Here is a 12,790-nt window from a genome sequence, read left to right as displayed (position 1 = left end):
TCAGATATATAGTCTTCATAGCATTGATCTGTTTGCTCTCCTGTAGGGCCCAAAAAGAGGGGCATTCCCCTGCGGGCGAAGCAATTGAAGGTATGGTGTTGATAGACCATGATGATTTTGTCAATATAGATGTATTCGGGGAACGGGTGATTCGGGATGCAAAATCGTTGCGAAAATTTTATGCGGAAATAAACAAAACCCGTAAACCTGGCCTACCCGTTCCCGTTGTGGACTTTTCCCAAGAGCTGGTGATCTTGGTCTGTTTGGGCGAGCAGAAAGGGAATATAACGCCCGTATTGTCCAAATTAAAGGAGACCGACGCGGAAATTTCGATGGCCTTGGAGCTTGTTGAGCAGAAAAAGGAGGAAGCAACCACGGTCCAGGCCACTAATTTTCCCTTTTACCTCTACAAAATGCCATTGGTCGATAAAACCATCACTTTCCAAAGGATTGACCATTAGGACTTTCAAAATATATTTTGCCTCTCATCGAAAATAAGCGCACTTTGAAGTGCAAAGTTTCTTTTTTTTAAGGGCTTGCCATAGCTTTGAAGGCGATAAACCTCAAATCGAGTAAAAATGAATATTTCAAAACCTTTGACCCTGCTGGTCGTGGCCTTTTTTTCTTTTGCCTTGACCTATGCCCAAGACGTAGAACTGACCAAGAAGGATAGTATTGTACAAAGCTACTGGCTTGTATCGTTGGGAACCAATGTGGTGGATGACTCCGGAGATGAATTTGGAAGGCTTTTTGACATAGGCGATGCTTGGAACGCAGTGCCCTATCCGTCCAGGCTTAGTTTTGGCCGTTATTTTAAAAACGGTCTTGGCTTGGAGGCCATAGGCTCTTACAACAAATACAAGGAAGGAAAAATTGTGGACAACAATGTGAATCCAGAAGATGTGGATTACTGGGGACTTGACTTTAGGGTAAGCTATGATTTGAACATGATTTTGGGACACATGGGCTTTTTTGATCCCTACGTAGGAATCGGTGCCGGGTATACCGATGCCAACAATCAGGGCAGGGGAACCTATAATGCCGTATTGGGTTTTAGGACGTGGCTCTCCGACCACTGGGGTCTGGATTTCAACTCCACAGGTAAATGGGCCATGGATTCAGAAAACGCTTCCGATCATTTACAGCACGCCCTTGGAGTGGCCTATAGGTTTGATGTAGAAAAAGGGCTTTCCAGAAAAGGGGAGGAAAAATTGGCCTTATTGCAGGAAATGGAAAAAGAGCAGCAAAGGGTCCAGGATTCCATTGCCAAAGCCGAAGAAGAGGCAAGATTGCTGGCCGAACGTTTGCAAAGGGAAAAAGAGGCCGCTGAACTTGCTGCAGCGGAAAAGGCAGAAAGGGAAGCGGAAGAAGCCAGAAGGGATGCACTGCAGACCAAGATAAACGATTTGGGGAATGTGTACTTTAAGCTCAATTCCTCTTACTTGACCTCAAAAGATAAAGAATTGTTGGATCGGTTGGTCGCCATCATGAACGACGAGCCCGGATTGAAAATCAGGGTTACGGCCCATACCGATTCAAGGGGAACGGAAAAGTACAATCAATGGCTTTCGGAGCGAAGAGCTGAACGAACTGTGGATTATGTGATTACAAAAGGTATCGCTGCGGATAGAATCAGTCATGAGGCCTTTGGGGAAACGCAATTGGTAAACGAATGTGCCGATGGGGTACGTTGTACCGAGGAACAACATTCGAAAAACAGGAGGTCCGATTTTGAGATAGTCGGGTACTAGTAAAAAAAGCTAAGTATAAAGTAAAGCCATGGTCAACAACCATGGCTTTCTTGTTGTATCCATCTGTCTAAGTACATCTTTTATGGCATTTTCCAAGGTTATAGTTTAGTGGCCAAAACAAAACACTATGACCAAAGCATCAACTGCGAAGAAAATGCAGGCCCTTGTATCCCACTACCATGCCTCTGGGGAGACCCAGGAAGCATTCGCCAAAGCCCATGGGGTGAGCAAAAGCAAATTAAACTACTGGATCAGGAAAGAGGCCAAAAAGCCTGGCCAGGGAGTTTCAAGGGACAACTTCGTCCCATTGCCGGTGCCATCCCCACCTGGGGCGCCTGCCACAGGGAGCATATACATTCGCTTTAAGGGTGGCGTGGAAATTGAGATCCCCATAGCATGTTTGCCCTGAGCGGTTCCCTACGGTTCCATCTCTATCTCCCCCCAACGGACATGCGCAAGAGCTTTGATGGTCTGTGCGGGCTGGTTCTCGGGGAACTGGGGCGGAGCCCCGATGATGGTTCGGTCTATATCTTCATCAACAAGGCAAGGAACAAGGCCAAGCTCCTGCACTGGCAATCCGGGGGCTTTGTCCTATATTACAAACGGTTGGAAACGGGCACCTTTGAGCTGCCGCATTACGACGGCCGGGCCGAAGGGCTCCGGTTGGATTATGCCCAGTTGGTCCTGCTTGTTGACGGGGTGTCCATCACCAATCTCTCCCGTCGAAAACGCTATGAAAAAATGGGGCAAGCACTGGGATATCAGGCGAAAGGTTCGTATTTTCGATTCCCGATGACCTACCAGGAACTCCTTGCCGAACATACCATCATCAAAGAAGAGAATGCTTCCCTGAAGGCACAATTGGCCCAGCTCTACAAACTGATCAACGGGTTCAGATCGGAACGTTTTGTTGCGGAGATCGCCCGGGAGCAGTTATCCCTTTTTGAAGGAACCACGGCACCATCAGGAGAGCAGAACCCTACAGAGACCATTACCTATACCCGGGAGAAGCAAAAGCATCCGGGGCGCCATGGTTTGCCAGAACACTTACCGGTGCGGGAAGTGGTCATCGAACCGGAAGAAGATACCACCGGACTGAACAAGATCGGGGAAGAGGTCAGCGAGACCCTGGAATATACCCCGGCCAGCCTGGTCAAAAGAAGGACCGTCCGGCCCAAGTATGCCAAAGCAGGAGGAGAGGGCGTGCTGATCGCGCCCTTGCCCGAACGCCCCATCGATAAATGTATCGCCGAGGCCTGTTTACTGGCCCATATTCTGGTGGGCAAATACATCGACCATCTCCCTTTTTACCGCCAGATCCAGATCTTCAAACGGGATTTTGGCTGGCAGCCGGCCCCCAGCACCCTTAGCGACTGGATGGCGGGCTGTTGTAGGCTTCTGGAACCGCTCTACAATACCCTAAAGCAGAAAATATTGGAGAGTGGGTATATCCAGGCGGACGAAAGCCCCATCAAAGTGTTGGAAAGCGACAAAAAGGGCAGCACCCACCAAGGGTACCAATGGGTCTATCACGACCCCATGGGCAAGCTTGTACTGTTCAATTATCGCAAAGGCCGGGGACAGCATGGCCCTAAGGAACTCCTTGATGGATATACAGGCTATGTGCAGTGTGACGGCTATAGTGTCTACGACCAAATAGGCACCGATCCCGGTATTGCCCTGGCCGGTTGTCTGGTGCATGCCCGCAGGAAGTTCTCCGATGCGGTGGATAGCGACAGGCAGCGGGCAGAAAAAGCCCTGGGGACCTTCCGTGATATCTACCTGAAAGAACGGGAGATCAAGGTACAGGCCGGGGATGACCGCAACCGGAGAAAAAAGCTTCGGGAGCAAAAAGTACGGCCCCTACTGGAACAGATCAAAACGTGGATCGAGCAGGAGCAGTTCCATGTGCTGCCGAAAAGCCCTATCGGCAAGGCCATGGCCTATTTTATAAACCAATACCCCAAGTTTATGGGCATCTTTGAAGATGGGCGTATCGAACTGGACAACAATCTGATCGAAAATGCCATCCGGCCCTTGGCCCTGGGCCGGAAGAACTATCTCTTTGCCGGGTCGCACCGGGCGGCACAACATGCCGCCATGCTCTATTCCTTCTTCGGCACCTGCAAGATGCAGGACATCAACCCCAGGGAGTGGCTCGCCGATACCCTGGAACGGATACCTGGGCACAGTATCCAAAGACTGGAGGAACTGTTGCCCGGATATAACAAACAAGATGCACCATATGACCAAGGATGAAATAAAAAAGAAAGAAAAGGAACTATTGGAACTCACCGGGGCCTTTTGCGCCCAAAAGCTCAATGATGAATACTTCGAACTCTGCGAAAGGCTCATCAAAAAAATGGGACGAAAAAGGGATGTCCCCTTCAAAAGGGGGAAACTGGAAATATGGGCGGCCGCGGTCATCCATACCATAGGCTCCATCAACTTTTTGGGTGACAGATCTTTTGAGCCTTACATACCCTCCAGAGAGATCCACGACTATTTTGGCACCAAGTCCACGACAGTATCCAACAAGGCCAGAATGATAAAGGACATGTTCGACCTATGGTACTATAATCCCGAGTTCTCCACGGACCACATGCAACGCAACAACCCCTTGAATGATTTGGTGATGGTGGACGATCTTATCGTTCCTATAGGATCCCTACCTGAACATATGCAACAAATGGTTCGTCAGTCCAGAGCTGACGGTAGGGACATCGCCTTTACAACCCGATACGAAGAAGAATAATCCATACGTACTTGCTCGGACGGATACTTCTTGTTTGTGGTTACATAGCCATTAAGAAGTGATCAACCGGTGATAGGCCTCCAATATAGGTTCGCGCCTAAAATCTTGGATCCGCTGTAAAAGTTTGGGCTTGCATGCCTTCAAAAATTCGGGATGTTGCAACACATAATCCAAGGCCTTTTGCATGCAGGCTACATTGTTTATCGGAGTTAGAATACCGTAGTCGGTAAACATGATATCATCGGTTTTGGCTTCTTTCAGCTCCATCATTTCATCGGGGCCCGATTTGCAATTGGTGCTTACAATGGGCAGGCCACAACACATGGCCTCCATGAGCACGTTGGGGAATCCTTCGTTTAAGGAACCGAACAAAAAGAAATCGGCAGCTTTTAAATATTGGAACGGATTGCTTTCAAAACCCATCAAAAACACTTGTTCTTCCAAGCCAAGATGTTTGATCTTGGCATCCAGTTGCAACCTAAGTTCACCTTCCCCAAAAATGTAGAGGCGTAGGTTTTTATAAGGGACCACGGCCTCCAACAAAAAAAGGTGGTTTTTTTCTGGAACCAATCGGCCAATACTGACGGCATTCACATAATTGGCATCGAAAAAGCCTTCCAGTTTTTCAATTTTGTCGATTTTATCAATATCGATTGGGTTGTATATGGTTTGGGTCCGTCCTTTGGAAACACCAAAATTATCGACCAAATCCTGGGCACTGGCCTTGGCATTGCTTACCACCAAATCCGCTTTTGGGTATAGGCGTTTCACCAAAAAATTATTGATCCGGGCTTGAAGTTCATTGCCCCCATACTGCATGCTCGGAAAGTTGCGTTCGCTGATCATGAGTTTGTAGGGATGATTGGTAAACCAGCGCGCCATAATATTCACGTAGCAGGGGCGTGTTAAAAGACTGAAGGAATGGGTAATGTTTTCCCTTTTTAAAAAACGGGCATATTTGTATGCCAACCAAGGGAGTTTTGCCAATTTTAGAATACCGGATTCGTTTTTTTTTGATTTGGCCAAATAATGAATGGGAACCTCTTCGGGAACAGGGTAAGCCAATTCTTCCTCGGTCAGTATCAAAACCACGGAGTGCCCTTTTTTTACCAAATAAGGGAGTAGGTAAGAAGTTACGCGTTCGGCACCGCCCCCGGCCAAGGAGTTGATGAAGATTGCTATTTTTTCTGGAGATTTTTCCATTCAGAATTTTAGGGGTAGCACCAAATTATTTTACCTACTAGGTGATTTTTTTAATTTCAATAAACTTTAATCCTATTTCTTGGATAGTTCGAGTATTTCATCAAAATAGTCACCAAAAAGAGGCCCATTTGTGATTTGGTGACCATTGATACCTTGTCCAAAAGTATTGTATTCAATGATTTTTACTTCAGAATTTTCATTAACCATAATATCCCATGATACTATTTTAAAGTAGGGTAATTTTGTGTGCAGACTTTTAACTGTTTCAATAATTTTATTGTACTCAGGAATTGTATAACCTTCAAAAACGATATCGGTTTCGCTTTGGATTGATTTTTTGCCATATTTATCTATCCCAAATCTTTTAAGCTCACCATTTTCGTTGATTCCACAGACGACTCCTCCCAAAGTAAAATTATCTGTAAATACCCCTGTCTTACCAATACGAATTATTCCTGAAAGAATTACCGTTTCGGAGGGACGCAAGTAGGACATAATGCGTATGGTATTTATAGAAGTTGGATTTAACTCAGCCAATTTGGGAGACTGTTTTAGTACTTCCTGAATGGTAAAATCATTAGAATATTCTAAGAAAACCGAATTAACAAGTTGACTCCTGTCTTTTGATATGCTCAAGTCAATTTTTTTTACACCGTCACCGCCATAAGTTCCTATTGAAGGCTTGATTACAAATTCATTAAGTTGGGCGCAATATTTCATGGCGTTTTCTTTTGATGTGGGCTCATCATTGATATAATAAAAGCCATTACAATTTTTAACCCATGTTTTTGGAGTTATTTCAGGTTTTAAGAATTTTTCTATTGAGTTTTTGTCCTCCCAAGCCCGATATAGGCCAGTTTTATTCAAAGCAGGTTCTATATAGCAGTAAAAGAGTGATTCAGGAATGAAATCTATACATGTTTTGGAATACAGGTTTCCAAAAAATCTATGCCATTGAACAGAAGTATTCTTAAAGCCATATTCTGCGTACCTAGTTTTAATTTCTTTTTTGGTTTTATTATCCAAATATGGTGGTTTAGTATTTCTAATAAGTTTAAGGACTTTCTTGTTATAACCATATTGGAGCCGTTTAACCCTCAAATAGGTATTGAATTTATGATAAAACCTTTCAGTGAAATTCATGGATGAGATTTAGGTGAAAATTGAAATGTTATTAGGTTTGGTTACAAATAAAATGAGGGTTTACGGAATATAATAGTTTATAAGGTACTTTCTATTCTAATTATTTTTCCTTTTTTAAAACATCTTTAATATTTAACATATTACCAAGCATATAATCGTAAGATTCAGGGAAAAATTTACCGAAACCAGAATCTGAATGAAAGGTCAGTTCGCCAAAGAAAATGGAATCGTCTATGCTATAGAAGTCCACTCTAACATAGGTAAAATCTTTGGCTATTTTTTCTGCCAGTTCCTTCATTTTCGAATAATTGGAAGGTTTGGGAACCTCATCTCCGTTTTCATAGATCCATTTACAGGGAATTTTATTCCAATCCACATTATACAAGTTTCTTTTATGGTCCGTATGTCTGTCTAAATCTACTTGGGTAAAAATCAACTTTCCGTTAAAACAATGTAGTTTATAATCGTCAGGGATATTCCCTTTGGAGTCGGTCAGCAACTTTTCCACCACTATTCTTGGTTCTATATCTTTATATTGCCATTCTCGGGTACTGTAATAATGATTTTCCCGTAAAAGTTTTGCCAAAACCTTTCTTTTGGCTTTCCAATCTATGTTACTTTTATCCTTAACGATGATGCCTCCAGAACTATTGTGGTTTGTTTTGATGATTACAGGGTAATCTGGAAGGTTTTCGGGTGTAATGTCCTTGGGGTTCTTGGTATGTAAAACCAAGGGGATAAGATACACCTCACCAATGGTATCTTTTATATACTCCCGTACTTTATATTTATCTGCGGCAATGGGCAATAAAGGGTGACGCTCGTAAATTTTAAGAAAATTGATTTTTTCATTTAGTGTAAGCGGGTTTTCCAAATCTAGGTCACGCCCCATGCTGGAACGAAATTTACGTTTGACCTGCATTTTGTCGGGTATTAATTGCAAACCATATTCATATATTAAAAAGAAGGGGTGCAATATAAAATAGCCAATGCTTGTGTTGAGATATAAATGTCGGATTTTTTGTTTCATATGTCCCGGTTTTAGTTGGTTGGTACGAGATATACTGTATTGTGTGGTAGATTCTTAATCAATTTCTTTTTTCTCCCTTGTAATCGAGTTGAAAAAATTTTCATAATCCGAAATAATCTTTTGCGAACCGAAATTTTTTACGACATGACTTGATACTTGGCTAGGGGAAAAGTTATCAAGTTGCTCGATTAAAAGATTAAGTTTTTCAACAAAATCGGTATCATTCTTTACCAAATACCCATTTTCACCATTAATAATAATTTCATTCATCCCACCAGGAGCTTCATAGACTATGGCGGGGGTTCCTATCCCTAAACTTTCAATCAAAGCGTTGGGGAAACCTTCAAAAAAAGAGCCCTGTAAATAAATATGGCTGTTGGCCATATGTTGGTACACTTCTTTGCTAATGGGAATATGCTTAATTTTATCCATGATATTGTAGGAGTTGGCTACCTTAAAAATACGTTCCTTTTCGGCACCATCACCAATAATTGTATAAGTAAAGGCAGCTTTTAGTTTAGATAGCCCTTTCATGATTCTTTCATACCCCTTTTGTTTGCTCAATCTCCCAACTGTTATTAACTGTAATGATGAATTATCGGGATTGTCTTCTTTTGTTTTGATTTCCTCTGAAACTGGATTATTAATGGTTATAATATTCTTGTTAGCATATTTTTCCATCTGAATCATGTCTTTTTTCATATCCTCTGACTGGCAGATAAAATAGTTGATACGATTGTGTGCTAAATCTGATATTTTGGAATTAAGAAAGCTAAAAACCCCTTTGTTTTTAGCGTTACTTTTATTCCGCTTTTTAAACGAATCCCTAACACTTAGAACAATTGTTTCTCTTGCCACACATATTGTACGAGGATAAAAATAAGCCACTAGGCCGACAATGTAGTTGACATGGGTAAGTGAGCTGAAAGCAATCTGAGGCTTGTGCTTAAAAAATAATTTTAGTATATCGAAAAAGGCGTTTTTCGCATTTGGATGGTTGAGATAAACTACTTCTACTCCTTCTGTAGGATATATGGTATCCTTTTTAAAGCCAATAACAACTAGTTTGACATCGAATTTTTTTTGATTCAAGTTTTTGGCAATAAAGAGCATAACTCTTTCTGCTCCACCCGCGATAAGACTCGGAATAAATATTAGGATTTTTAGTTTTTCACTACTCATGTGTTAGTTGAGGTATATGCTTTTAACGGACTTATCACTATTGTATTATTGATTTTATGCTTTTCTTGTTTAGGAAAGCTGTCTAATTGGTTTTATTATATAGATGCTGTTTGAATATTATGTATTTTTCTGATGTACAGATAAATAATTAAGGCATTTACAAAATAAACTATGGATGTGGCCAAAGCGATTCCCTTAACCCCCATTAGTTTTAAGAATATGTAATTCAATACAACGTTTAAAATCAAGTTGATCACTGAAGATAATACCAAAAAATTGTTTTTATTTATTGCATTCAAATACTTGTTCATCACAATGGCAGAAATATAGAAGGGTATTTGAATCAAATACATTTGTTGTATAATATAAACTTGATCCGTATCCGAACTGGTAAATGTGCCACGTTCAAAAAATAGGGTGATGATAAGTTTTGATAATAAAATGAGTAGGATGGCCAAAATACTTCCAAGGCCCAATCCAGTAGCTAATATTTTATTAAGGTAATTAAAAAGTGTTTTACTGCCATCTAGTGCTTTTTTCGAGAAATAGGGTAGTAGTGTACTACCTACTGGAATACTTATAAGTCCTAGCACCACTACAGGAACTTTACTCCCATAATTAAGGGAAGCAATAGCGCCGACTGCTAACTGGGCAGAAAAATATTGGTCAACCATTGGATTCATTCCGTGTATCAAACTGGATGATATTTTTGCAGGAAATTGTTTTATAAGAATTTGAATATTATGGCTTTTAAAATTTGGTTTGTCAATACATATCACTTTCTTTTTGGTTCCAATGACTATTAAATATATAAGGCTTAATACACTACCAACCAACATACCTATGGCAAGCGTTTTTTCTTGTAAATTTTGATGGAAAAATGCTAGAAAGATAATGGTCGTCAAGGGAACAAATAGGCCTTTTAAGGAAGAATACAGAAATTCATCGTTTACCATTAATAGGCCAGATATTAAAGACGATACCCCCCAAAATAGCATACAGGGCAACACAATCCACAATTGAGTTTTAATCAGTTCGTAATAATGTGGTTCATGACCAGGAAATAATACTTCCAAATAAACATCAATACCTAAATAAGTTATTCCCATCATGATTAGGGCCAAAGCCAGCGTAATGATGAAGCTTGAACCCTGAAAAGCCCCTATACTTTGCTGTTGATGACTTTTTTCTGCAACATAATTGGGTATAAATACTGAACTATAGGAACCTATAAATACGTTTTGTACAAAAGAAGGAACCAAAACTGCAATCAAATACGTATCCAAAAGCTCAGAAATACCAAAGGTGTCAGCAATCAATATTTCCTTAAAAAAGGCAATACCTTTGACCAGTAGCGATACTACCGCTACGGTCAACATGTTGGAAAATAGTTGGCCTTGAAATTTTTTCCAAATCTTTTTAATTAGGGAGCGCCATTTTTTATCCTCTTTCTGCATTTGCCCCACTATATTTTTTCGATTTCGGAAGCCATTGTGCCTTGGTTGACAATTGAGTAGTGTTCAAAAGATTTGGAGCTGGATGATTCTTTTAATTGAATCGCTATCCACATGAGGATAAAAATGGCATATTCGTTGGTCATAAAATTATGGTTGGTCATAAAAAAGAGGGCCAAACCACTAAGCATTAATAGGCCATGCGGTTTTTCCTGAAATTGATGATATCCTCTCAAAAACAATTTGAAAAGAAAGGCAAGAAAAATTAATAAAGGAATTATACCGCTTTCGCCCCAAATCAATAAATAGGTGTTATGCACACCCCATTTTGTTGGAACAATACCATAACCATAAAAAGAATGGTATCCATTACCGAAAATTGGATTTTCAAACAACACATCGTAATAGCGTGCCCAGGTTTCGGTTCTAGAGTCTTCATTCAATGCCTGGACATCATTTTGTTGAGAACCACTGATTAATGCTCCAATCTGTTCCAAGCGTTCGTTTTTAACCGGCAAAAACTCGTTAAAGGTTACAAGCAAAGTCAGCACTCCAAATCCAATGAGTAGCATTTTGGCGTTTTTTATACTCAAACGAATGGACATCAGATTCAGCAAAAGCCAAGTGACCATAAAGGTGCGGGATAGGGTTATCAGTCCTAATCCTGTAAACGAAAGCTTGCCAAAAAGCCTTAAGGGTTTAATAATGGAAAAACTTAGAGCAAAACCCATTAAACAGACCAAGCCTCCATTATTCGCATCTAAATAAAAACCACTATAACGACCATAATCGGCCAGAGGGTTTTGGAAAAGAAAGATATTCCCCAAAATGGACAAGGCCCCAATCAAAAGAAAAAACCAAAGTTCCTTTTGAGTTGTATTTTTTACCACTTCATACCCACCCCAAATTATGATAATGTATTTGATGACCCTTACAAAGAAGAAATGAATATCGGCAATATATACTTGGCTGACTAGGATACCAATCATATAATATAGTATTCCGAATACAAGCATTTCATAGCAATTCCCAGTCTTTTTGTTCAGAATAACATATACTAAAATTAATCCATAGGAGGCGTAGCTTAATAAAGAGGATAAAGTATCATTAATATAGATTAATGTAAACCCAGGAAAGTTCCATAGAATCAGGGCTAAAATAACATAGCGTAGTATGGGGAAAACCTCAGGTTTAGATTCCATTAGTCTGTACTTAGTTCTTTAAATAAAGCTTCCCACTTTCTAATAATCTCTGATAAAGTGAACTTTTGCATACTTTGGGGAGCTTTAGTAGCTAAAGCCATCCGTAGCCTGTCATCTTCCAACAAAAGCCTCAGATTATCTTGCATCGATTCGGCATTTTGGTTTTTCACAAGTATTCCATTTGCTTGATTTTCAATCAATTCACTTGGCCCGGATACACAATCGTAAGCAATACAAGCCATGCCATTGCTGAGGGCTTCCATCAATCCCATAGGGAGCCCTTCAAATCTTGAAGGGAGCGCAAAGATTTGAGTATCCTGCATAATTTCAAAGACATTAGGACAAAACCCGGCAAATTCCACATTTTCTTCAATGCCTAAATCTTCGGTGATACCTTTAAGGTGAGCAAAGCCAGTTTCACCTCCTCCTAAAATCTTTAGGGTCCATGCACTGTTTTCTTTGAGAATGGGTGCAATTACAGGTAAAAAAGAATCAAATCCTTTTTGGTGATACCGATTTAAAGATCCGACCAGTAAAATTGTTTTATTTCTTTCAAGCAAAGGTTTAGAATAACTGGGTACCGAAATTGGATTGGGCATTACTTTAACCCGCGCCCCCATTTTGGTATAATAATCTACGTCATAGGAAGTCAAAACAGTAATAAAATCAGCAAATCTATAGAAGTACTTTCGAATGAATAAAGTCTTTTTGTTCTTCTTTTTAAATGAATGATTGATATGTTCCGAAACGATTACTTTTACTTTCAATAAAAGCCCAACAACAATAGCAATTAGGCCATTTGTGGGCATGAAAGAAATCAGAATATCAGGCTTTGGTTCTTTTTTTCTGTAAAAACGGAAAAGATTATAAATGGATCTTAGTTTATGGTTTTTAATGGAACCTTGATGCAGTTTTATTCGTTTTACCTTGTTTGAAACCACATATTTATCGTCATCATTAAAAGTTATTAATCTTACTTCATGATTTTCTGCAAGTGCATCTGCTATGGTTACCATAACTCTTTCGGCACCGCCGCCTTTTAAACTATCGATACTAAAGTCTATTCTCAT

Annotated in this window: 12 protein-coding genes; 5 read left to right on the top strand and 7 right to left on the bottom strand. The window is 40.5% G+C overall.

Annotated features, from left to right (window positions below):
- The first annotated feature begins 23 nt into the window (after window positions 1-23).
- The 5 genes from AC13CC_RS08985 (at window position 24) to AC13CC_RS08965 (ending at window position 4,506) form a co-directional block, all read left to right on the top strand.
- Complete coding sequence (locus tag AC13CC_RS08985; RefSeq protein WP_482877779.1) at window positions 24-461, top strand: hypothetical protein; 438 nt, start codon at window positions 24-26, stop codon at window positions 459-461.
- Between the two features lie 117 nt (window positions 462-578).
- Window positions 579-1,751, top strand: a complete 1,173-nt coding sequence (locus AC13CC_RS08980) for an OmpA family protein (protein WP_482877778.1) — start codon at window positions 579-581, stop codon at window positions 1,749-1,751.
- 127 nt (window positions 1,752-1,878) lie between these two features.
- Window positions 1,879-2,160: an IS66 family insertion sequence element accessory protein TnpA gene (gene tnpA / locus AC13CC_RS08975; RefSeq protein WP_482877777.1), complete on the top strand. Its 282-nt coding sequence runs from the start codon at window positions 1,879-1,881 to the stop codon at window positions 2,158-2,160.
- Window positions 2,148-4,010 (top strand): IS66 family transposase, encoded by a 1,863-nt coding sequence (tnpC, locus tag AC13CC_RS08970; protein ID WP_482877775.1) that lies wholly within the window; start codon window positions 2,148-2,150, stop codon window positions 4,008-4,010. Before tnpA ends, tnpC begins: the two co-directional genes overlap by 13 nt.
- The gene (locus AC13CC_RS08965) at window positions 3,997-4,506 is read left to right on the top strand and encodes a DUF6398 domain-containing protein (RefSeq protein ID WP_482877773.1); all 510 of its coding nucleotides are present in this window, start codon (window positions 3,997-3,999) and stop codon (window positions 4,504-4,506) included. The genes tnpC and AC13CC_RS08965 overlap by 14 nt, the downstream gene beginning before the upstream one ends.
- Before the next feature lie 51 nt (window positions 4,507-4,557).
- Here the strand turns inward: AC13CC_RS08965 and AC13CC_RS08960 are convergent, their stop codons facing one another.
- The 7 genes from AC13CC_RS08960 to AC13CC_RS08930 form a co-directional block, all read right to left on the bottom strand.
- On the bottom strand, window positions 4,558-5,709 hold the full coding sequence (locus tag AC13CC_RS08960; protein ID WP_482877771.1) for a glycosyltransferase: 1,152 nt from the start codon (window positions 5,707-5,709) through the stop codon (window positions 4,558-4,560).
- A 72-nt stretch (window positions 5,710-5,781) separates the two neighbouring features.
- On the bottom strand, window positions 5,782-6,852 hold the full coding sequence (locus AC13CC_RS08955) for a sugar-transfer associated ATP-grasp domain-containing protein (protein WP_482877769.1): 1,071 nt from the start codon (window positions 6,850-6,852) through the stop codon (window positions 5,782-5,784).
- Between the two features lie 100 nt (window positions 6,853-6,952).
- On the bottom strand, window positions 6,953-7,744 hold the full coding sequence (locus AC13CC_RS08950) for an ATP-grasp fold amidoligase family protein (RefSeq protein WP_482877767.1): 792 nt from the start codon (window positions 7,742-7,744) through the stop codon (window positions 6,953-6,955).
- Between the two features lie 192 nt (window positions 7,745-7,936).
- Window positions 7,937-9,064, bottom strand: a complete 1,128-nt coding sequence (locus tag AC13CC_RS08945) for a glycosyltransferase (RefSeq protein ID WP_482877765.1) — start codon at window positions 9,062-9,064, stop codon at window positions 7,937-7,939.
- A gap of 95 nt (window positions 9,065-9,159) precedes the next feature.
- Window positions 9,160-10,521, bottom strand: a complete 1,362-nt coding sequence (gene murJ / locus AC13CC_RS08940; RefSeq protein WP_482877763.1) for a murein biosynthesis integral membrane protein MurJ — start codon at window positions 10,519-10,521, stop codon at window positions 9,160-9,162.
- A gap of 8 nt (window positions 10,522-10,529) precedes the next feature.
- Window positions 10,530-11,507: an O-antigen ligase family protein gene (locus AC13CC_RS08935; protein WP_482877761.1), complete on the bottom strand. Its 978-nt coding sequence runs from the start codon at window positions 11,505-11,507 to the stop codon at window positions 10,530-10,532.
- A gap of 212 nt (window positions 11,508-11,719) precedes the next feature.
- Complete coding sequence (locus tag AC13CC_RS08930) at window positions 11,720-12,790, bottom strand: glycosyltransferase (protein WP_482877759.1); 1,071 nt, start codon at window positions 12,788-12,790, stop codon at window positions 11,720-11,722.

This window comes from Flagellimonas sp. L-11, assembly GCF_056857735.1.
The sequence above is the reverse complement of the archived record's forward strand: the minus strand, read 5'-3'. Positions and strand labels throughout refer to the sequence as shown.

Coding starts and splice junctions, on each gene's coding strand:
- tnpA (WP_482877777.1), top strand. CDS start 1,879: ATGACCAAAGCATCAACTGCGAAGAAAATGCAGGCCCTTGTATCCCAC.
- AC13CC_RS08960 (WP_482877771.1), bottom strand. CDS start 5,709: ATGGAAAAATCTCCAGAAAAAATAGCAATCTTCATCAACTCCTTGGCC.
- tnpC (WP_482877775.1), top strand. CDS start 2,148: ATGTTTGCCCTGAGCGGTTCCCTACGGTTCCATCTCTATCTCCCCCCA.
- AC13CC_RS08950 (WP_482877767.1), bottom strand. CDS start 7,744: ATGGGGCGTGACCTAGATTTGGAAAACCCGCTTACACTAAATGAAAAA.
- AC13CC_RS08980 (WP_482877778.1), top strand. CDS start 579: ATGAATATTTCAAAACCTTTGACCCTGCTGGTCGTGGCCTTTTTTTCT.
- AC13CC_RS08965 (WP_482877773.1), top strand. CDS start 3,997: ATGACCAAGGATGAAATAAAAAAGAAAGAAAAGGAACTATTGGAACTC.
- AC13CC_RS08945 (WP_482877765.1), bottom strand. CDS start 9,064: ATGAGTAGTGAAAAACTAAAAATCCTAATATTTATTCCGAGTCTTATC.
- AC13CC_RS08930 (WP_482877759.1), bottom strand. CDS start 12,790: ATGAGAATAGACTTTAGTATCGATAGTTTAAAAGGCGGCGGTGCCGAA.
- AC13CC_RS08955 (WP_482877769.1), bottom strand. CDS start 6,852: ATGAATTTCACTGAAAGGTTTTATCATAAATTCAATACCTATTTGAGG.
- AC13CC_RS08935 (WP_482877761.1), bottom strand. CDS start 11,507: ATGATTGGTATCCTAGTCAGCCAAGTATATATTGCCGATATTCATTTC.
- murJ (WP_482877763.1), bottom strand. CDS start 10,521: ATGCAGAAAGAGGATAAAAAATGGCGCTCCCTAATTAAAAAGATTTGG.